Genomic DNA, 20,337 nt, shown 5'->3' on the forward strand with positions numbered 1-20,337 from the left:
GCGGGTTTTGAATGGTGGGCGTAGGAAGGATTGAACTTCCGACCCCTGCGATGTCAACACAGTGCTCTACCACTGAGCTATACGCCCACACTTTCAAATACATCCCGGTTGGCGTTGTTGGCGTCCGCCGGGTGTGATGCGGCCTCTAACGGGGCTCTTCGATTAGCGCAAGAGGCTAATGCGAAATATTGCAAATTTTTTGCGTAAGGGTCTGTTTAGACGCTGATTTGGCTGGGCTGGCCAAACACGCGCTGCACTTCGGCCACCAGATCGCGCAGGTGGAAGGGCTTGGACAGCACCTTGGCCTGGGGCGCCTCGCGGCTTGCCTTGAGCGTGACGGCGGCAAAGCCGGTGATGAAGATCACTTTGGTGTCGGGGCTGATTTCGGCGCAGCGCTGGGCCAGTTCGATGCCGTCCATTTCGGGCATCACGATGTCGGACAGCAAGAGGTCGAAATGCTCCCGCTCCAGATAGGGCAGGGCCGCCGTGCCGCGATCCACTGCCACAACGTCATACCCTGCGTTCTCCAGCGCGCGGGCCAGATAGGTGCGCATGGCGGCTTCGTCTTCGGCAAGCAGGATTCGGATCATGGCGTTGTCTCTCTTTATCGTTGCCCCGCTTATAGCGCGCCGCGAGACGGATTTCTCGCGCCATTTCGGGCATGACCTGATTTGAAACACCCCCGCGCCAAGGTGCTAACTTTGACACGCGGCGGAGAAATAAGCACTGTTGGCCGATGGATGAATTTCGGTCTGAACTGTGCGATTCGCAGGGTGTGATCCGCCGAGAGGGCGGTGTGATCCCCGGCCTTGGGGAGCCGGCCTTTTCCATTTTCTCGCCTGCGGTCTCGCGTTTGCCGGTGGTGATCGCCGCGCCCCATGGTGGGCGGCGCTATCCCGCTGATGTGCTGGCGCGGATGCGTTATCCTGACATTGCGGCGCTGCGGCTGGAGGATCGGCTGGTCGATCAATTGGCGCTGGTGCTGGCGCGTGAGAGCGGAGCGGGCTTGATGCTGGCCCACGCGCCGCGCGCGATGCTGGATCTGAACCGCGCCGATGATGATGTGGATTGGGATATGCTCGGCCTTGCGGCGCCGGGGCCGGGGCCTGCCAACGGGCGCGCGCGCAGCGGGCTGGGTCTGGTGCCGCGCCGCTTGCCCGGCATGGGCGAAATCTGGCGCGGGCGTCTGTCCCGGGCCGAGGTCGAGGCGCGCATCGAGGGCATTCACCGGCCGTATCATGCGGCTCTGGCCGATCTGGTGGCGCAGGAGCGCGCGCGTTGGGGGGCAGTGTTGCTGATCGACCTCCACTCGATGCCGCCCCTGCCGCGCGTGATCGGTCAGGAGGCGGCCACGATTGTCGTGGGCGACCGGTTTGGCGCCAGTTGTCATGGCGAACTGGTGGCGCGGACCTTTTCTCATTTCGCGGCCAAAGGTGTGCCCGCAGCGCATAACCGGCCCTATGCCGGCGGTTTCGCGTTGGACCATCATGCCGCGCCGCGCCGGGGTGTGCATGCGATGCAATTGGAGGTGGATCGGGCCGCCTATCTCGACTCATCATTGATCGGCATCGGGCCGGGCTTCGACGGGATGGTGGCGCTCTTGTCGGGGCTGGTAACGGCGCTGGGGGCGCAGGTTGCCGCTATGGGCGGGCGCCGTTCGGGCGAGGCATGGCCGGAGGCGGCCGAATAATCAAAGCGACACATAAAAAACCACCCCGCGCGATGCGCGAGGTGGCCAAGGTTCAGGGAGGAAGTGCGACCGAAGCCGCACCAATCCAGTCGGGCCATGAGGGAAGCGCCAACCGGATGACTGTGTATTACCCTGACATTTTGGCCGCTGCAAGCGTTTAGTGATAAAATGCATCACTCGGAGAGAAAAATGCGACGAGTTGAATTTTATCCTTTTTGGTAAAAACTAGACCCCGCCTGACGCTGAGCCGGGCGGGGTCTGTTTTCATCACGGCTCGCGATGCTCCGCGACATTACGCATTAAGGCGCATCACGCGTTCAGGCGACCGGGGCCACCTGCGGCAGGACCACCGGGCCAACGCCGAGCTGAACCTGGCGGGCAAAGATCTCGCGCAGCAGGTCAAGGCTGAAGAGATGGGCGAACAGCAGCGGCAGCAGGCCCGACTGGTTCCAGCCGCGCAGAACATCGCCGCGAATTTCGCGCAGCTTGGCCTGATCGACCATCTGGAAGCCACGATACACGAAAGGCTGATCATTGCCTTCCTGCTGGATGCCGACTTCGCCTTCCATCAGCAGGTTGTGCTTCTTGAGTTCTTCGACAAAAGCGGCGGTGCGCATGCCGGCTTCTTCAAAGTTTTCGCAGAACTGCAGCATGTTCTTGGTGGCTTCGCTGGGCGCCTCGCCATCGAACAGGGCCGCGCCGTCAACTTCTTCACCCAGCAGGTTGGTGGTGGGGTCAAAGCAGAGCGAGAGTTCCTGCGCGTCGGGCGTCAGGCGGGCCAGCATGAAGGGATAGCGGCGGACATAGGCCGGGACATAGACGTCCGAGGTCAGCTTGCCCTCGGCGTCGACGAAAACGTTCACGCCTTCGTTCAGGCCCATCAGCGCCAGCGGAACCGGCTGATCGCCGCTGGAGAACACGATGGGGAAATGGCGCGCGGCCTGCGGGAATTCCTCAACCGTCAGCGGAACGGCATGCTGGCCAATCAACCAGGTCGCCTTGTCGGTGCTCTGGCTCTTGAAATTGGCGTGGTCCCGGCTGTTGAGCGGAACGAGGTCGTTGTAGAACAGCGGCAGGTTGGCGTTCTGCGGCGCGCTGGCCATGAGGTCTCTCCGAAAACTGGGGCAATAGTGGCCCCACTAGGTCAAAATTCAAGTTACAGGCCATAGGGCGCGGTTTTGCCCAAGGCAAGTCACCCTGCACGGTTTCATTCCAAGGGCAATAGCTTTCCGGGGTTAAGCAATCCTTTGGGGTCCAACGCGGATTTCACCGCGCGCATCAGGCCCAGCGAGGCCGGATCGCCAAGGCGCTGTAATTCTCCGACTTTCATTTGCCCGATGCCATGTTCGGCGCTGAGCGAACCGCCCCATTGCGTGACCAGATCGTGGACAAAACGGCTGATCGCCTTGCCGTCCGAGGCCTCCCATGCGGCGCGTTCGCTGCCCTTCGGCGAGATTACGTGGAAATGCACATTCCCATCGCCCAAATGCCCAAAAGCCACCGCATGCGTGCCCGGATAGGCTGCCTCGACGCGCGCGATGGCGTCGGTGATAAAGTCAGGCATTTTTTCCACCGGAACGGATATATCGTGCTGCATCGCCGGTCCCTTGCTGCGCTCAGCCATGGGCACCGTTTCGCGCAGGCCCCAAAAGGCCTCGGCCTGCGATTCGCTGTTGGCGATCGCCGCATCCTGCAACAGCCCCGCCTCAAACGCCTCGGCCAGCATCGCCTCGACCCGCTCGCCCAGTGTCGGCGCATCCGCCGCATCGGCCACAACCTCGATCAGCGCGTACCATTCATGCGCGCCCTCCAGCGGGGAGCGCATATCGGGCGCATAATCGAACACCGCCTCAAGGCTGGGGTGGGGTATCACCTCAAAGCCTTCCAGCGCCTCGCCCACGGCCTTTTCAGCATGGAGCAGCAGCGCGCGCGCCGCCTGAATGCTCTCCACCCCGGCCCAGATCACGCGCCGCTCGGCCAGCGCCGGTTCCAGCTTGAGCGTGGCCGCCGTAATAATGCCCAGCGTGCCTTCGGACCCGATGAAAAGCTGCTTCAGGTCAAAACCGCGATTGTCTTTCTTCAGCGGCGTCAGCGCGGAATAGATCGAGCCATCGGCCAGCACCGCCTCCAGCCCCAGCACCTGCGCGCGCATATTGCCGTGGCGCAAAACCTGGGTTCCGCCCGCATTGGTTGAAATCAGCCCGCCCACCGTTGCCGAACCCTTGCCGCCCAGCGTCAGGGGGAAGCGCAGGCCCACCGCCTCGGCAGCCTCATGCAGATTTTGCAGCACGACGCCCGCCCCGCAGGTCACGCGGCGATTTTCAAGGTCAATCGGGCCGATGGCATTCATCCGTCGCAGCGAAACCAGCAACGAAGCCCCGCTGGCATCGGGTGTTGCCCCGCCGCTCATGCCAGAATTGCCCCCCTGCGGCACCAGCGTCACATTGTGCTCGCCCGCCAGCGCCATCAGCCTGGCCAGCTCTGCGCTGTCGGCCGGCGAGGCGAGCCCCATGGCCGCGCCCGTATAGCGCCCGCGCCAATCGGTCAGCCATGGCGCCAGAAGGTCAGGATCACACGTCAATCCGCGCGGGCCAAGCAGGGCAGCGGCGGCGGCGAGAAAGCTGTCGGTCTGTGTCATGGCCCGCCCTATGCCACAGACCCTGCCTGGCGACCAGAAGGTGAAGGTTAAGCGGCTGTTCAAACAAATGTGATTATGTCACAACTCCATCAAACAGACATGAGGGTTACGCGTTTGGCCTGCCGAATGGGAGGATCAAACCTTGCAAACATATGGTCAGGCTTCGCTTTCCGATATTTTTGCGGCGTGTTCTTGGCGCTGGCCTGCCTTGTGGGCGCTATCTGCTTGGGGCAGGGGCGGTCGCTGTCGGGCTTGGCGCGCTGATCCACGGCGAATCTCCTGCGGTCGCCGCCTCGCTGGTCGATACCGGCGAGAAAGTCTGGCATGCTGTGCAAATTCCCGGCCTTGATCTGGATGATGATTATCAGCAGGTGCGGATCCAGCAGCAATTCTCGATCCGTATTTCGCCCGGCCCGCCGATGCCCTCGCCGGTCTATGTGATAGAAAACGAGGAGAATGACCGGCCCACGCGGCTGGAGGAGCGCAATATGGGCAAATGCCTGCCCGCCGCCTCGATCGTGAGTGTGCAGAGCGCGCCGCGCAATCGTCTGCTGTTCTTTCTGCGCGATTCGCGGGTGGTCACGGCGGGGCTGGACAAATCGTGTCATGCCCATGATTTTTATTCCGGTTTTTACGTCGAACGCAACGCCGACGGCCAGATCTGCATCGAACGAGACAAGATCCACGCACGCTCGGGCGCTAATTGCCAGATCCACGATTTGCGCGCCCTTGTCGAAGTTCCGGCGCGCCGCTAGAGCCGTTTCCGGCGATTTTCTTGACTTTCGACCCTATTTGGCGCTATTGCCCCCATACCCGCGCCGCCTTGTCCGCCAAGGCGGCGGTTTTGTGCATCCGGCCACGGGTAGGACGGACGCCCCCACTTGCGGAAACACCCCAAACTTATGAGTTTCGCCGATCTCGGCCTCTCCGACGAATTGCTGCAAAGCGTTACCGCTGCCGGCTATGACACGCCCACGCCGATCCAGGCGCAGGCGATCCCCTCCGTGCTGATGATGCGCGACCTTATCGGCATTGCGCAAACCGGCACCGGCAAAACCGCCAGTTTCGTGCTGCCGATGATCGACATTCTTGCGCATGGCCGCCGCCGCGCGCTGATGCCGCGCAGCCTGATCCTTGAGCCGACACGCGAATTGGCCGCGCAGGTGGCCGAGAATTTTGAGAAATATGGCAAGAACCATGATCTCAAGATGGCGCTGCTGATCGGCGGGGTCCAGATGGGCGATCAGGTCAAGGCCCTGTCCGAGGGCGTCGACGTGCTTATCGCCACACCGGGCCGGTTGATGGACCTGTTCGAGCGGGGCAAGATCCTGCTCACGGGCTGCAACCTGCTGGTGATCGATGAAGCCGACCGCATGCTCGACATGGGTTTTATCCCCGACATTGAGACGATCTGCTCCAAGCTGCCTGCCCAGCGCCAGACGCTCTTGTTCAGCGCGACCATGCCGCCGCCGATCAAGAAGCTGGCCGATCGGTTCCTGAGCAACCCGAAATATATCGAGGTGGCCCGGCCCGCCTCGAACAACACCAGCATCGCCCAGCACAAGGTCAAATGCGGCCCCAAGCAGAAGCGCGAAGTGTTGCGCCATCTTTTGCGTCACGACAATGTCAGCACGGCCATTATCTTTGCCAACAAGAAGACCACCGTGCGCGAATTGGCCAAGAGCCTGAAGCGGCACGGTTTTTCGGCAGGCGAAATCCATGGTGACATGGACCAGTCGAGCCGGATTGCCGAACTGGACCGGTTCAAGGACGGCTCGATCAACATCCTGTGCGCTTCGGACGTCGCCGCGCGCGGGTTGGACGTGAAGGGCGTTTCGCATGTCTTCAATTTCGACACGCCTTGGCACCCGGATGATTACGTCCACCGCATCGGCCGCACCGGTCGTGGCGGGGCCACGGGTCGCGCATTTACGATCTATTGCGACGCCGATCTGGAGGCGATCCAGAACGTCGAAAAACTGACCGGCGGGCCGATCCCGGAAATCAAGCTGGACATCGACCCCAAGGCCGAAAAGGCCGAGGAAAAGGCGGAGAAGGCCGCGCACAAGCCGCGCGACCGCAAGGCGCCGGACCGCGCCGCGCGCGAAGAACGCCCCGCACGAGAAGCACGACCGGCCCGCGAAGAGCGTCCGCGCCGTGAGGAACGCGCGCAGCAGGAAGAGCGCAGCCCCCGCGAGGAACGCGCGCCCCGTCGCGAGCATCGCCAGGACAATCGCCATGAAGAACGTGGCCGTGGTCGCTGGCGCGACAATGATCCGCCGTCCAAGGTGGGCGAATGGAACGGGCCGATCCCTGAATTTCTGGGCGTCTCTGCGCTGGGATGAAGGCCTATCGCGCCACAGTGATGCTACACTGTGGCGCGAAAATGGTTAGCCACAAGAGATAGATCGGATGCAGCGCGCCTTAAATGGCGCGCGTGTCGCACAAGTGGCGCACTAAAACGCAAGGCAATCAGGGCTGACCCGCTCAGCATCAAAAACATGGAATGCGGGACGCCGCCACATGAGGCCAGATCGCCGGTGGCGATTTCATCACCGATAAGTTTGGTCGAAAACTAGACTTGGCAGGTGGCGAGAGGCGCAACAAGCCCTCGCCAAATCCAGATCAACGTCGGCTGCTTCCACGCGGCAACAAGCGCACCGGCACGCGCTTCTTTTCCCCCGGCGTACCCGCGATCACCGAGAGCAACCGGTCCACCAACACTTCGCCCGCCGTCTGGAAATCCGGCTCGACCGAGGAGAGGGGAGGGGCCGAATGCGCGCCCGCGCGGATGCCGTCAAATCCGATCAGGCCGACCTGTTCGGGCACCGAAATCCCCTGTTCGCGTAGCACACGCAGCGCGCCCAGCGCCATTTCGTCGCAGCACGCAAAGATCGCATCGAAAGGCACGCCCGACCGGATCAGTTCGACCGCCGCGCGGCGCCCCTGTTCGTCGCGGCTCATGCCTTCCTCAAAGGTGATCAGGCGCGGCTCCATGCCCTGTTCGCGCAGCAATTCGGCATAGCCCTCATAGCGCTCCTTGAACTGGCGCTGGGCCGAGGTTTCCGAGGCAATGCAGACGATGTTGCGATAGCCCGAATCGATCAGATGCTGGGTCGCCATCCGCGCCCCGCCGATATTGTCCGACCGCACCCAGTCGAGGTCCTCGTGCGGGCTGCCCCAACAGACCAGATGCGCACCCTCCGCCGCGATGGAGTGGAAATAGTCCCACGCATCCCAATTCTCGCTGGTGCCGATGACGATCAATCCGTCGGCCTTGCGCTGCTCCTGATACAGGCCCCACAGATGATCCGAGGCACCCTGAAACGAAACGATCGTTTCATGCCGCCGCCGCGATGCCGCCGCGCAGACGCTTCCCAAAAGCGCGAAGTGGAAAGGGTTGAAATTCTTGATATCTTCGTCGGGGCGACAGATTACCACCACCGCCAGAGTGCCCGTCCGGCCGGTGCGCAGGCGGGCAGCGTTCTCGTCCACATGATAGTTCAGCTTGGCCGCGGCGGCGGCCACGCGCGCGCGCGTCGCCTCGCTCACCACCGGATCTCCGGCCAAGGCGCGGCTGACGGTGGATTGGCTCACGCCTGCCTCGGCGGCCACATCGAAGGAGGTGACGCGATAGCGCTTCTTCGCCTTGGCGGCGTCGATCAGCACCCCGGCCTCATCGGTCGGGTGGAGCTTGGCGGTTTCCTGGCGATCATCTTCCCCCATAATGGCGGTCTTGGCCCTCTTTGCTATCACTTGTCCAGAGGCCATTGGGCCACAGGGCAGATTTCACCCCCGCGCAATAATCTGAGGCGCGAGCAGCATCAACAATTTCACGTCAATCGCCATGCCCTGCGCGCGGCGAGCGGCAACAAAAGCGCCAATGTCGGTCAGCGCCACACGATGGGTGATGATCTCTTCGTCATCCACCCCGCCGCCGGGGCCAACCTTGGTCAGCCCATGGGCGCGAAGCAGGGTAAAGCTCTCGGTCACCATGCCGGGCGAGGAATAGAATTCGCCGACCACCTCCATGCGCGCGGCATCATAGCCGGTTTCCTCGATCAATTCGCGCCGGGCCGCATCGGTGGCCATTTCATCGGCATTATCATCCATATCGCCCACAAGCCCCGCAGGCAGTTCAAGACAGACGCGCTTGAGCGGAACGCGATATTGCTCGACCAGCAACACGTGGTCCTCCTCGTCGATCGCCAGAATGACGGCGGCGCGGATGTTGCGGGCGCGGCTGACATATTCCCAGTTGCCGCGCTGCTTGGTGGCGATAAACCGGCCTTGCCAGACCACCTGCTCCTCGCTCTCGCGCCAGGTCTGGACGATCTTTTCCTTGGTCATCAAAGGCTCCGTTGCAACATTGTGCTGGCTAACCACCGCTTGGGCCAAAGCGCAAGGGCAAGGTGGGCCGCGTGGCGCTCGCGCGCTGATAGGCGGTTGTGGTTAACATCGCCCTGTGGCAACTCTGCGTCATGGAAAAGGGGAAGGTTAATATGCTTCAGGAATTCAAGACCTTTATCGCGCGCGGTAATGTGCTGGATCTGGCGGTCGGTGTGATCATCGGCGGGGCCTTTGGCAAGATCGTTTCCTCGCTGACCGACGATGTGTTGATGCCTGTGATTGGCAAGATTACGGGCGGCATCGATTTCTCGTCCAAATTCATTCTGTTGGGCGAAGTTCCGGCCAGCTATACCGGATCGCCCACCGATTATGCCGCGTTGAAAAAGGCGGGCGTGGCCATGTTGGGCTATGGCAGCTTTGTAACCGCGATCATTAATTTCCTGATCATGGCCTTTGTGATTTTCCTGATCGTCAAAGGCGCCAACAAGGCCACCGCCAAGCCCGCCGCGCCTGAGACCCCGGCCGCGCCCGCCGGACCCACCGAGGTCGAACTGCTGGCCGAAATCCGCGACGCGCTGAAGGCCCGCTGAGGCCGAACACGTTGTTATTGAAAAGTAGGGGGTATCAAAGGGAAGGGGGCGCCTGCGGAAAAGCAGGCAGGCCCCCTTTTCTTTTGCAAAATTGCGCCTATATCGCTCCTCGCTGGTTTCGACCGGCTATGGTGATAAATTGCGGCGTGCAATAGATGCAGCGGACCCGGGGGCGGTACCCGGCGGCTCCACCATCACTACCCGGACTTGGGCCGGGGCCTTGTTGTCGCAAGGGTGTTGATGGGGCCGAACTAGGATCGACGTGTGTTGAAAAGCGCTGTTTTTGCCCGGGCTGAGTAACCCGTATAAGGCTCAAAACTCATAAGTGCCAACGACAACGAAGCACTTGCTCTGGCTGCGTAATTCTAGGCCTTAACGGGCTGAAGTTACAAACCTAGAACACGGTTGAACCCACCGGGTAACAGAAGGGAATTCGGGGGCCCGGGGCGGGCCTAGCAACAGAACCGCCCTACCTGTTCCAGGCCGCCCTTTCGCTGGGCTCGCACGCAGCAAAGGCGCGGAGCCTAGCAACAGAATCTCCTCACCTTATCGCGCGGCGGCTCGCGCGGCTCCCCGTTCAAAATCAGACTCGCGGGCCTGGCAACAGAACCGCCCCACCCCATCCCGCGACATTTTGACAGAACGCGATCGAGAGCGCATGAGCGCGCGATGCAATTCGCCCAATTCGATGTCGCCACTTTTCTCAACGCCCATTGGCAAAAACGCCCGCTGCTGATCCGCAATCCCTGGGCGGCTTGGGCCAATCCGCTTGAGCCGGATGAACTGGCAGGCCTTGCCTGCGAGGAGGGCGTCGAATCGCGCCTGATTACACATGCGGGCGGCCAATTGGCGCTGGAGCGCGGCCCCTTTGCCGAGGAACGCTTTGGCGCTCTGGGCAAGGCGCCGTGGACGTTGTTGGTGCAGGCGGTCGATCATTATGTGCCGGATGTGGCCGCGCTGATCGAGCCGTTTCGTTTTGTGCCGGACTGGCGGATTGATGATGTGATGGTCTCCTATGCCAATGATGGCGGGGGCGTGGGGCCGCATTTCGATCAATATGATGTGTTTTTGATTCAAGGGCTTGGCTGCCGCCGCTGGCGGGTTGGGCCGGTGTGCGATGCGCAGACGCCGCTGGTTCCGCATGAAGACCTGCGTCTGATCGCGGATTTTGAGGCGACCGGCGACTGGATTCTGGAGCCGGGCGACATTCTCTATGTCCCGCCCGGTTTTGCCCATGATGGCGTGGCGGTTGGCGATGATTGCATGACCTATTCGGTGGGCTTTCGCGCTCCCTCGCGCGCGGAACTGGCCGAGGCGTGGACCGCGCATCAGGTTGACGCCATGGCCGAGGACGACCGCTATGCCGACCCCGACCTGACCCCGCAGGCGCATCCGGGCGAGATCACCGCCGAGGCGCTGGACCGCCTGCATGGCATGGTGCTGGCCTCGCTGGCCGATCGCGATGCCTTTGCCCGCTGGTTCGGGCATTACAACAGCCTGTCCAAATATGCCGAAACCGATTGGCGGCCCGAGGAGCAGATGGAGGCCGATGAGGTCGCTGCGATGCTGGGCGAGGGGCATGGTTTGCATCGCAACCCGGCGCACCGCTTTGCCTTTATTGCGGCGGGCGAGGGGGTTTTGCTCTTTGTTGACGGAGTCTGCCGCGAATGTCTGGGCGACACGGCGGCGCTGGCGCGTGATTTGTGCGCGGGCGGGGAATGGCGCGGTTCGGCCCAAGGCGAGGCGCTGGCCTTGCTCACCGCGCTCGTCAACCAAGGTAGTCTTGGCTTTGAGGAAGAGGATTGATGGCGCTGATTCTCTTCAACAAACCCTATGGCGTGCTGTGCCAGTTCACCCCCGAACCCAACGGCCCGCCGCGCCCGACCCTGGCCGATTTCATCACGCGCCCCCGCGTCTATCCGGCAGGGCGGCTAGACCATGACAGTGAGGGGCTGCTGCTGCTGACCGACGACGGGCGGCTTCAGGCGCGCATCACCGACCCGCGCTATAAAGCGCCCAAGACCTATCTGGTGCATGTGGAAGGCGAACCGGATGAGGCGGCGCTCGATGCGCTGCGGCGCGGGGTGCGGTTGAAGGACGGGATGACCTTGCCCGCCAAGGCCGAACGGATCGCGCCCCCGGATCTGTGGCCACGCGACCCGCCGGTACGGTTTCGCAAAACGGTGCCTGATTGCTGGATCGAATTGACCATCCGCGAGGGGCGCAACCGACAGGTCCGCCGCATGACCGCCGCCGTGGGGCACCCGACCTTGCGGCTGGTGCGCTGGCGCGTGGGGGAATGGTCGCTGGATGGTTTGGCGCAGGGGGAAAGCAGAGAGGTTTAGGCTTTTGCCAATTCCGGCTCGGCCTTGGCGGCCTCATGTTTGATGCAGTCGAGAATCTTGGCCCCCGCCATGAACACCGAGCCGGTGCAGGCCAGAAACAACAGTTTGCCGCCAAAGCCCGGATATTGGCCCAGATAGACCTGCCCACGCTGAACCGCGCCATTGGCCAGCGCAAAGATGACCAAAAACGCTTCCATGCGCGTTTTTATCACAAATAGACGGGCGATTTTCTGCCACATAAGCCAAACCTCTGCTGTGCCGTCGCGGTGCTTATTGCGTTACCGTCCCGGCCTGTGGCTCTACTCTGGCATAACACCTATTCGGCGCAAGGTGGTAAATGGGCGATTAACCATGATTTGTTCTTCTTTGGGACAGATCGGCCAGAAAGGCCGAACAAAGCCTTCGCGCCCGCGGAATGTTGAGGCACCTTGATAAGGTGGTTGCCAAAACCGATGCCATCCATCATAAGTCCATCTGTCTCTCCTCCCCGGAGTCCATGTATGCCATGCGTTTAACGCGCATGCTTCTATGTCGTTCAGGCCTTGGTCTGGGCGGCGCCTTGGATGAGGGTGAGTGATGATGAGCAAGTATCAGGACCGGGCCGGCCTCCAGGTTGATGGCGATCTGGCCCTTTTCGTCGAAAATCGGGTTTTGCCGCCGCTGGGGCTGGATGCCTCGCGCTTCTGGGCGGGCTTTGCCGCGTTGCTGGGCGAATATGCCCCGCGCAACCGTGCGCTGCTGGCCCGCCGCGATGAACTTCAGGCCGCCATCGATGGGTGGCACCGCGCTCGCGGCAAGGTGGCGGTGGATGAGCCGGAATATGAGGCGTTTCTGCGCTCGATCGGCTATATCGTGCCGGAACCCGCACCCTTTGCCATTACCACCCGCAATGTCGATGCGGAAATCGCGCGCATGGCCGGGCCGCAACTGGTTGTGCCGGTTCTCAACGCCCGCTTCCTGCTCAATGCCGCCAATGCGCGTTGGGGCAGCCTGTATGATGCCTATTACGGCACTGATGCGCTCGACGCTCCGGCGGCGCGGCCCGGCGGCTATGATGTCGAACGCGGCGCGGCGGTGATCGCGGCGGGGCGGGCTTTCCTCGATTCGGCGGTTCCGCTGGCCGAAGGATCGTGGGCCGATTGGGATGGCATCAGCCCCGAACGTCCGCTGCCTTCGCTCGCCCGCCCGGAGCAACTCGTTGCCCGCCGCGGCGATGGGCATAAGGGTGCGCTCTTGCTGGTCAACAATGGCCTGCATATCGAGATCGTGATCGACCACACCCATGTCATCGGCGCGACCGACAAGGCGGGGATCAGCGATATCATCCTCGAATCGGCGCTGACCACGATCTGCGACCTTGAGGATTCGATCGCGGCCGTGGATGCCGAGGACAAGATCGCCGCCTATGCCAACTGGCTGGGCCTGATGCGCGGCGATTTGACCGAGAGCTTTGAAAAGGGCGGCAAGATCCTGCATCGTGAGCTGGCGGCGGATCGGGAATGGACGGCGCTGGATGGTGGCGCGTTGACCCTGCCGGGGCGTAGCCTGTTGTTCATCCGCAATGTCGGCCATCTGATGACCAATCCGGCGATCCTGCTGGCCGATGGCCGCGAGATCCCCGAAGGGGTGATGGATGCCGTCATCACCAGCGCGATTGCGATGCAGGACCTGAACGGTTTGGGCCGCCATCGCAACAGCCGGACGGGCAGCATCTATATCGTCAAGCCCAAGATGCACGGGCCGGAAGAGGTCGCCTTCACCAACGACCTGTTCAACGCGGTTGAGGATCTGCTGGGTCTTGCGCGCCACACGATCAAGGTCGGCGTGATGGACGAGGAGCGCCGGACGAGCGCCAATCTTGCCGCCTGTATCGAGGCGGTGAAGGAGCGGATCGTCTTCATCAACACCGGCTTCCTTGACCGCACCGGCGATGAGATCCACACCTCGATGCAGGCCGGGCCGGTCATTCGCAAGAATGCCATCAAGGCTTCGGCATGGATTTCGGCCTATGAGGCGCGCAATGTCGGCATCGGCCTGAACAGCGGGCTGTCGGGCAAGGCGCAGATCGGCAAGGGCATGTGGGCCGCGCCCGACCGGATGCGCGACATGCTGGAGCAGAAGATCGGCCATCCGCGCGCCGGGGCCAACACCGCATGGGTGCCTTCGCCAACGGCGGCCACGCTGCACGCCACGCATTATCACGGGCTGGACGTGTTTGCCCGCCAGCGTGAGATAGCCGAGCAGCCTGTGCCGGGTCTGGAGCCTTTGCTGACGATCCCCTTGGCGCTGGGCACCAATTTCTCGGAACAGGATGTCGCCGAGGAACTGGACAACAATGCGCAAGGGCTGCTCGGCTATGTCGTGCGCTGGATCGATCAGGGCGTCGGCTGTTCCAAAGTGCCCGATATCAACGATGTCGGCCTGATGGAGGACCGCGCCACGCTGCGTATTTCCAGCCAGCATATGGCCAACTGGCTGCTGCATGGCGTGGCGACCAGCGAGCAGGTCATGGATTCGCTCAAGCGCATGGCCGCCAAGGTCGATGCCCAGAACGCGGGCGATCCGCTTTATGAGCCGATGGCCGGGCGCTGGGAGGAAAGCTATGCTTTCCGCGCGGCCTGCGATCTGGTGTTCAACGGGGTGGAGCAGCCCAGCGGCTATACCGAGCCTTTGCTGCACGCATGGCGGTTGAAGAAGAAGCAGGCGGCGCGGCAGTTCGAAACGGCCTGATGCAGGAAACCCCCGGGGCCGATGCTCCGGGGGTTTCCTTTACGCGCTAAGAATTTTGGCGATGCTGACGAATTCGGCGACGGAGAGCGTTTCAGCACGGCGGGCCGGGTCGATGCCCAATGTTTCCAACGCCTCCAACGCGCCGGGCAGGCCTTTCAGGCTTTGCCGTAGCATCTTGCGCCGCTGACCAAAGGCGGCCTCGGTGACGCGCTCCAGCATCCGGGCCGAGACGCCTTCGGGCATATCGCCGGGCTTCACATGGATGATCGCGCTCATCACCTTGGGCGGCGGGGTAAAGGCGCTGCGATGCACCTTCATCGCGATCTTGGGCGCGGCGCGCCACTGGCTGAGCACGGCCAGACGCCCGAAGGCATCGCTGCCCGATGGCGCCACGATCCGCTCGGCTACTTCCTGCTGAAACATCAGCGTCAGGCTGGTCCAGCGCGGCGGCCAGGCCTCACCCGACAGCCAGCCCGTGAACAAAGCCGTGCCGACATTATAGGGCAGGTTGGCCAGGATCGCGTAAGGCTCGCCATCAAACAGAGCGGCATGGTCGATTTTGAGAGCATCGCCCTCAATCACCGTCAATTGCCCCGGAAACGCCTCGGCCAACTCACCCAGCGGCGCCATACAGCGCTTGTCCATTTCGATGGCCGTGACCTTGGCCCCCGCGCGCAGCAGGGCGCGAGTCAGACCGCCGGGGCCGGGGCCAACCTCCAGCACATTCTGGCCCTTCAGCCGTCCGGGGATGGCCGCGATGCGCGAGAGCAATTGCTCGTCGAACAGGAAGTTCTGGCCCAGCGCCTTGCTGGCAAACAGGCCGTGCGCGTTAATAACCTCACGCAGGGGCGGCAGATCAGGACGCGGTAAATCGGAATCGCTCATCAGGCCGCCAATAGGGCGGCGCGGCTGCGCGCGCAATCGGCGGCAAGGCGCAGCGCCGAAACCGTGGCGCCGACATTGGCCTGCCCCTTGCCCGCGATGGGAAAGGCGGTGCCATGATCGGGCGAGGAACGGATGATCGGCAGGCCCAGCGTGATATTGACACCATGATCAAAATCCAGCGCCTTCAATGGGATAAGCGCCTGATCGTGATACATGCAGATCGCCACATCGAACGAGGCCCGCCCGCGCGCGGCAAACAGGCCATCGGCGGCGTGCGGCCCGCTGGCATTGATGCCCTCGGCGCGCAATTGTTCGATGGCGGGGGCAACAATGCGCTGATCCTCGTCGCCAAAGCGCCCATCCTCGCCCGCATGGGGGTTGAGCGCGGCAATCGCGATGCGCGGATTGGTCAGCCTGAAATCACGCTCAAGCGCACGGGCCACCACCCGCGCGCGGCGCAGGATCAGATCCTGCGTAATCAGCCCCGGCACCGCCGAAAGCGCGACATGGACCGTCAGCGGCACCGTGCGCAAATTCGGCCCGGCCAGCATCATGACCGCATCTTCGGCCTCCACGCCTGCGGCATGGGCGACAAATTCGGTCTGTCCGGGATAATCGAAGCCCACTTCGGCCAGCCGCGATTTGGCAATCGGCCCGGTCATCAGCGCGCCCGCCTGGCCCGAAACGGCCAGAGCGGTGGCCTGCGTCAGGCTTTCAAAGGCCAGCGCGGCACCATCGCGGTCAGGCGCGCCGGGGCGATATTCACCGTCAAAATCGCCGATCACCGGCAGCGCGCGATCATAGACCAGCGCAGCCTCATCCATCGAGGCGACACGCTCAACCGGAATGTCCAGCCCGCGCGCCCGCGCCGCACCGGCCAGCACCGCCGCGCCCCCCACCGCACAAAAAGCGGGCAGGGCATGAACGCTGCGTGCAAACCATGCCGCCGCGATCAGTTCCGGCCCCACACCGGCCGGATCGCCCAGCGAAACGGCCAATGGAAGGATTGGATGGGCCACCGCTTTATCCTCAGTTATACTCGATGATCGCGTCGCGGCGAAGGTCGCGCATGTACATTTGCGCGCGCTTGTTGACGCGGTCCTCTTCCATCTGCGACATCAATTCTTCGAACGAGGGGCCGCTGGCCGCCTTGGGATCATCACGGCCGCACAGCATCAGCATGCGGATGCCTTCCTGAACCGAACCAAACGGCGGCGTGGTTTCGCCCAGCGAAAGCGCCAGCAGCGACTGCTGAAGCGGGGCGGGCAGATCACGCGCGCGGATCTGGTCATTGGCCACCACCTGCGCGCCCAGCTTGCCCGCGACCGCATCGACGCCGCCGCAGCCCTTGGCCGACTTGATCGCGGTGGAAAATTCGTCGATCTTCTTGTTGGCTTCGGCCTCGCCAATATTGGCGGGCAGGGCCAGCGTGATCTGTTTCAGCGCCAGCACCGCATCGCGCGGATCGGCGGTCAGCACCTGACGCTTGTCGATCAGATAAAGGATCGAGAAGCCGCCGCGCATTTCGATCGGGCCGACCAGCTGGCCGGTCTGCATCTCACGCGCCGAGGCGGCCAGTTCGGCCGGCAATTGCGCCAGCCGGATCCAGCCCAGATCGCCACCCACCGCCTTGGTCGAGGCTTCGGAATATTGGCGGGCATAGGCGGCAAAGCTGCCGCCCTCTTTCAACTGGCTCATGATGCGCTGGGCGTTTTCGGCCACCACGGCGCGGCTGTCGGGCGTGGCCGAGAGATAGATTTCACCCAGACGATATTCCTCGGTGCCCTTCGAGGCCTTCATCCGCTCCAGCAGTTCCTTGACTTCCTGCTGGCTGACATTGACGAAAGGCTGGACATTGCGGCGCAGCACGCGATTCCATGCCAATTCGCCGCGGATCTGGCGCTTCAACGAATTGGGCGAGGAGCCGATACGCGCCAGATAGGCGTCGAGCGCGGCTGGTTCCTGCTTGAAATTTTCCTGCGCCACGCGGGCATAGGTGCCATCGACCTCGCTCTCGTCGATCTTGATGTCGGCGTTCTTGGATTCCTGAATCTGCAGCGTTTCGTCGATCAGGTTGCGCAAAACCTGCGCGCGCAGCCGCTCGACTTCCTCGGGCGCGACCTTGCCGCCATTGGCCGCCAGAATGAGCGCGAGGCGCTGGTTCACATCGGTGCCGGTGATGATATCGCCGTTAACGATCGCGGTGGCGCGGCGCAGATTGGGGTTGTCCTTGCCCAGCATGGTCACATTCTGACCAATGCCGAAAGGATCGGCGGGCGTGGGCTTGGGCGCTTCGGCGGGCTTGGCGGCCGGGGCCTTGACCGCCGCGGCAGGAGCCTTGGGCGCCCTGGAGCGCACGGGGGCCTGCGCGAAACCTTGCGCGGTCAGAGCGACCGACAGGCCGACGAGCGCGCCCATCCGGGCCGCCGCCCTCATCCGCGCCGCACCCGATCCCGATCCTGCCTTTTTCGTCACCACCATAATCTTGCGCTCGATCCTGTTCTTGTCGCCATCCGTCTGAACCGTCGGGGCTTAACCCCGGCTGAGCCAGCGGCGAAAAAGGAGCATATCGTGATATGCCGCCCCGTCATGGCCGCAGGCGATAGCGCCTTTGTCTGGCCCTGCCAACTGGTGCTTGATCTCGTTTACCGGAAACCCAGATTGCGCAGCGAAAAGCGCAATTCAAAGCTGCTGCCGCGCACAGCGTCACCGATGGTCACATAGTCGCGCCGCCAGTTGAGGTCGAACTGGAAACAGTCGGTCTGGAACGACACGCCCAATCGGGTGCGCAAGGGCTGGAACGAGGCAGTGCTGGTGTTGGCCAGCAGGCTCTTGTCGGAAAGGTCGAACACGCCCGATCCGAACACCGACCAGAATTTCGCAAAGGCGATTCGACCCGCCGTGCGCAATTCGTTGCTGTCGACCAGATCTTCCTGGCTGGTGGTGATATTGCGGTTCAACCGGGCATAGCCGACCTCAAGATAGGTCGTGTCGCTGCCAAGGGCGGCGTCCACTTCATTGCGGCGGAACACAAAAGTGTCGTGGTCCAGCCGATAGCGGTGAGTGATCTTGAAGAAATCGCGATAGCGGATTTCGGTGCGCCCGACGATGTCCGACATGCGGTCCGACAGGCCCGTGCCCTGCGGCAAGAGCGTGGGCTGGCTGGTCAGGCGATAGGATTGGCCGATATTGGCGTTGATCCGCCAACTGGGCCGTTCCAGCCGCCATTCCATACCATAGGTAACGCGGTTGCCGTCCTCGATCCGATCATAGCCGGGAAAGCGGTTGAGCGAGAAGAGGTTGATGTCTTCCAACTCGATGGCCCGCGCGTCTTCGTTCGGGATGCTCAAGTTTGGCGTGGGCGATGTGGCCACAAATTGCACATGCGGGGTCAAAACCTGCGTCCCGCCAAACAGCGGGCCGACAAAGGGCCAGGTGATGTCCACAGCGCCCGTAGCGGTGGCGCGCCCCTGCCATCCGGCGGTGCCGCGATAGATGGCGGTGCTGGTCAGCATATTGTCGGTAGAATGATAGACATCGCCCCGGCCCAGCGCGGTCAGCGTGATGACCTGCCCCATCGAGGTCATCTTGCGCAGGTTCCACTGCACACTGGCAAAGGCGCGCTGCATGTCCTGACCGGCGCTGCGGGTGATGGCAAGCGTGTTGGCCTGCACCTCGATCTTGCCGCCCAGCAGGTTTTCGTCAAACCGCCGGCGATAGTCGATCATCGGCAGGGCAATCGGCACCAGCCCTTGCGTGCCGGTTGCGCGCAGGGTCTGGAATGCCCAGCCCGACAGCGAGAAATAAGATGTTTTGCCAATACGTTCGAGATTGATGTTCGAGCGCAATGTATCATCCGAAGAGATATAATAGCGGCGCAGGAACGTGCGGTCGGAAGCCATGCGGCCCGAAAAATCGAGGCTCCAGTTTTCCGATAGCTGATATTTGCCGTTGGCGTCGAAATAGCCGCGCCATTTCTGCTGGGTGTTGAGGCCCGAAACGTCGGTGGCGGCCGAGCGGGTCACATAGCCGGTGATTTGAAACGCGCCGGTATCGCCCAACTGGCGGTAATGCACCTTGGCCATCGGATTGGCCTTGGTAAAGGCATAGCCGGTGATGGCCAGATCCTTGTTATTGGCAAGGCGGGCATAATAGGTGCTGGAAAATTCAAACCCGTTGGCCGCCGATGTGCGGAAATCGGGCACCAGAAAACCGGGCAGGGGGCGCCCGTCGGTCGCCACCTGAAGGCTGGGCAATGGCACGATCGAGGCGCCGAACAGCGCAAGCCGCGCGCCCTTGAAGCGTACGATCTGCTTGTCGGGATCATACTCGACATAGCGCGCCGTCACCTTCCAGATCGGCTTTTTCTCGCACCCCTTACTGTCCACCACATCGCAGCCCGTATAGGCCGCCTGCGTCAGGATATAGTGGCCGTTGGGATCGCGCCGCCCTTCATTGGCGGCCAGACGCCCGCCCTCGCGCATCAGCATCAGCATGTTATGCGTCAGGCCAACGCTCAGATCCTCGCTCAACTCCATCTGGTCGGTAAGCAATTCGTTGCCATTGGCATCGACCACGCGAAGCTGGCCCTGCGCCATGATCTGGCCGGTCTTGCGATTCCAGCGGACGGTGTTGGCGCGCACGGTCTGTTCGCCGCGCCGCAGGAAGACATTGCCCGAAGCGACCACCACATCATTGGCGTCGTCATATTCGACCTGATCGGCGGCAAAGTCGATTTTGTTTTCATCATAGCGCGTGCGCTGGGGCAGGTCGCCTGAAGGCCCGGACGCCGATGCGCGGGCTTCCGCGCCCCCTCCCGACAACGTTCCGGCGTCGCTCATGCCCTCCTGGCGCAAGGTTGCCGCCCATGCCGGGTCGGCCGCCAGCGCAACGCACAGCGCCGCCCATGGCGCCATCTGGCGCATGACGATGGAAAGGTTCGGTTTGGTAAGGGGCGCTTGAGGCCCAATCAACGCACGCATGGCTTGCCTATCGCAGAGGGGATGCCTAACTGCAATCCATGAAGGCGATGAGATTGGCATCAACCCACCGCATCGCAGCACCGACCCCATACTTTTGATCGGGCCGCATGTCCGGCCTGCAAGGAGT

At 62.7% G+C, this 20,337-nt stretch carries 17 protein-coding genes, 1 tRNA gene and 1 other RNA gene; 8 read left to right on the forward strand and 11 right to left on the reverse strand.

Annotation, left to right across the window (positions count from 1 at the left end; translation table 11 throughout):
* Window positions 1-12: 12 nt before the first annotated feature.
* A tRNA-Val gene (locus PQ467_RS09620) sits at window positions 13-87 on the reverse strand.
* 128 nt (window positions 88-215) lie between these two features.
* Complete coding sequence (gene cpdR / locus PQ467_RS09625; RefSeq protein WP_274173222.1) at window positions 216-590, reverse strand: cell cycle two-component system response regulator CpdR; 375 nt, start codon at window positions 588-590, stop codon at window positions 216-218.
* Between the two features lie 146 nt (window positions 591-736).
* On the opposite strand from cpdR, the gene PQ467_RS09630 reads away from it, so the two are divergent.
* Entirely contained in the window at window positions 737-1,690 is a 954-nt protein-coding gene (locus PQ467_RS09630) for an N-formylglutamate amidohydrolase (protein ID WP_274173223.1), read from the forward strand.
* Between the two features lie 317 nt (window positions 1,691-2,007).
* Here PQ467_RS09630 and PQ467_RS09635 read toward each other — a convergent pair whose 3' ends face one another.
* Window positions 2,008-2,793, reverse strand: coding sequence for a SapC family protein (locus PQ467_RS09635; RefSeq protein WP_274173224.1), 786 nt, complete (start codon window positions 2,791-2,793; stop codon window positions 2,008-2,010).
* Between the two features lie 104 nt (window positions 2,794-2,897).
* On the reverse strand, window positions 2,898-4,328 hold the full coding sequence (locus PQ467_RS09640; RefSeq protein ID WP_274173225.1) for an FAD-binding oxidoreductase: 1,431 nt from the start codon (window positions 4,326-4,328) through the stop codon (window positions 2,898-2,900).
* A gap of 179 nt (window positions 4,329-4,507) precedes the next feature.
* Here PQ467_RS09640 and PQ467_RS09645 point away from each other — a divergent pair, with 179 nt between their 5' ends.
* Both PQ467_RS09645 and PQ467_RS09650 read left to right on the forward strand, forming a co-directional pair.
* Window positions 4,508-5,083, forward strand: a complete 576-nt coding sequence (locus PQ467_RS09645; protein WP_274173226.1) for a hypothetical protein — start codon at window positions 4,508-4,510, stop codon at window positions 5,081-5,083.
* A 147-nt stretch (window positions 5,084-5,230) separates the two neighbouring features.
* Entirely contained in the window at window positions 5,231-6,673 is a 1,443-nt protein-coding gene (locus tag PQ467_RS09650; RefSeq protein WP_274173227.1) for a DEAD/DEAH box helicase, read from the forward strand.
* 280 nt (window positions 6,674-6,953) lie between these two features.
* Here PQ467_RS09650 and PQ467_RS09655 read toward each other — a convergent pair whose 3' ends face one another.
* Together PQ467_RS09655 and PQ467_RS09660 are read right to left on the reverse strand one after the other, a co-directional pair.
* Window positions 6,954-8,054 carry a LacI family DNA-binding transcriptional regulator gene (locus PQ467_RS09655; RefSeq protein ID WP_274173228.1) on the reverse strand — a complete coding sequence of 367 codons (1,101 nt, stop codon included), beginning with the start codon at window positions 8,052-8,054 and terminating at the stop codon, window positions 6,954-6,956.
* A gap of 63 nt (window positions 8,055-8,117) precedes the next feature.
* Window positions 8,118-8,678, reverse strand: a complete 561-nt coding sequence (locus tag PQ467_RS09660) for an NUDIX hydrolase (protein ID WP_274173229.1) — start codon at window positions 8,676-8,678, stop codon at window positions 8,118-8,120.
* A 152-nt stretch (window positions 8,679-8,830) separates the two neighbouring features.
* Between PQ467_RS09660 and mscL the strand changes: the two genes are divergently transcribed.
* The 4 genes from mscL to PQ467_RS09680 all read left to right on the forward strand — a co-directional run bounded on the left by mscL (window position 8,831) and on the right by PQ467_RS09680 (window position 11,613).
* On the forward strand, window positions 8,831-9,268 hold the full coding sequence (gene mscL / locus PQ467_RS09665; protein WP_274173230.1) for a large conductance mechanosensitive channel protein MscL: 438 nt from the start codon (window positions 8,831-8,833) through the stop codon (window positions 9,266-9,268).
* A gap of 72 nt (window positions 9,269-9,340) precedes the next feature.
* Window positions 9,341-9,704: a transfer-messenger RNA gene (gene ssrA, locus PQ467_RS09670) on the forward strand.
* Between the two features lie 233 nt (window positions 9,705-9,937).
* Window positions 9,938-11,074: a cupin domain-containing protein gene (locus tag PQ467_RS09675; RefSeq protein ID WP_274173231.1), complete on the forward strand. Its 1,137-nt coding sequence runs from the start codon at window positions 9,938-9,940 to the stop codon at window positions 11,072-11,074.
* Window positions 11,074-11,613 (forward strand): rRNA large subunit pseudouridine synthase E, encoded by a 540-nt coding sequence (locus PQ467_RS09680; protein WP_274173232.1) that lies wholly within the window; start codon window positions 11,074-11,076, stop codon window positions 11,611-11,613. The genes PQ467_RS09675 and PQ467_RS09680 overlap by 1 nt, the downstream gene beginning before the upstream one ends.
* On the opposite strand, the gene PQ467_RS09685 is transcribed toward PQ467_RS09680, so the two are convergent.
* Window positions 11,610-11,852, reverse strand: coding sequence for a hypothetical protein (locus PQ467_RS09685; protein WP_274173233.1), 243 nt, complete (start codon window positions 11,850-11,852; stop codon window positions 11,610-11,612). The genes PQ467_RS09680 and PQ467_RS09685 overlap by 4 nt on opposite strands.
* Window positions 11,853-12,192: 340 nt before the next feature.
* Here PQ467_RS09685 and PQ467_RS09690 point away from each other — a divergent pair, with 340 nt between their 5' ends.
* Window positions 12,193-14,343, forward strand: a complete 2,151-nt coding sequence (locus PQ467_RS09690) for a malate synthase G (RefSeq protein ID WP_274176122.1) — start codon at window positions 12,193-12,195, stop codon at window positions 14,341-14,343.
* Between the two features lie 39 nt (window positions 14,344-14,382).
* Here the strand turns inward: PQ467_RS09690 and rsmA are convergent, their stop codons facing one another.
* The 4 genes from rsmA to PQ467_RS09710 form a co-directional block, all read right to left on the reverse strand.
* Complete coding sequence (gene rsmA / locus PQ467_RS09695; protein ID WP_274173234.1) at window positions 14,383-15,228, reverse strand: 16S rRNA (adenine(1518)-N(6)/adenine(1519)-N(6))-dimethyltransferase RsmA; 846 nt, start codon at window positions 15,226-15,228, stop codon at window positions 14,383-14,385.
* Window positions 15,228-16,247, reverse strand: coding sequence for a 4-hydroxythreonine-4-phosphate dehydrogenase PdxA (pdxA, locus tag PQ467_RS09700; protein ID WP_274173235.1), 1,020 nt, complete (start codon window positions 16,245-16,247; stop codon window positions 15,228-15,230). The genes rsmA and pdxA overlap by 1 nt, the downstream gene beginning before the upstream one ends.
* A 10-nt stretch (window positions 16,248-16,257) precedes the next feature.
* Entirely contained in the window at window positions 16,258-17,703 is a 1,446-nt protein-coding gene (locus PQ467_RS09705; RefSeq protein ID WP_274173236.1) for a peptidylprolyl isomerase, read from the reverse strand.
* Window positions 17,704-17,873: 170 nt separating this feature from the next.
* Window positions 17,874-20,210 carry an LPS-assembly protein LptD gene (locus PQ467_RS09710; RefSeq protein ID WP_274173237.1) on the reverse strand — a complete coding sequence of 779 codons (2,337 nt, stop codon included), beginning with the start codon at window positions 20,208-20,210 and terminating at the stop codon, window positions 17,874-17,876.
* Window positions 20,211-20,337: the final 127 nt, after the last annotated feature.

Origin of the sequence: Novosphingobium sp. KACC 22771 (assembly GCF_028736195.1) — a bacterium.
Classification (GTDB): Bacteria; Pseudomonadota; Alphaproteobacteria; order Sphingomonadales; family Sphingomonadaceae; genus Novosphingobium.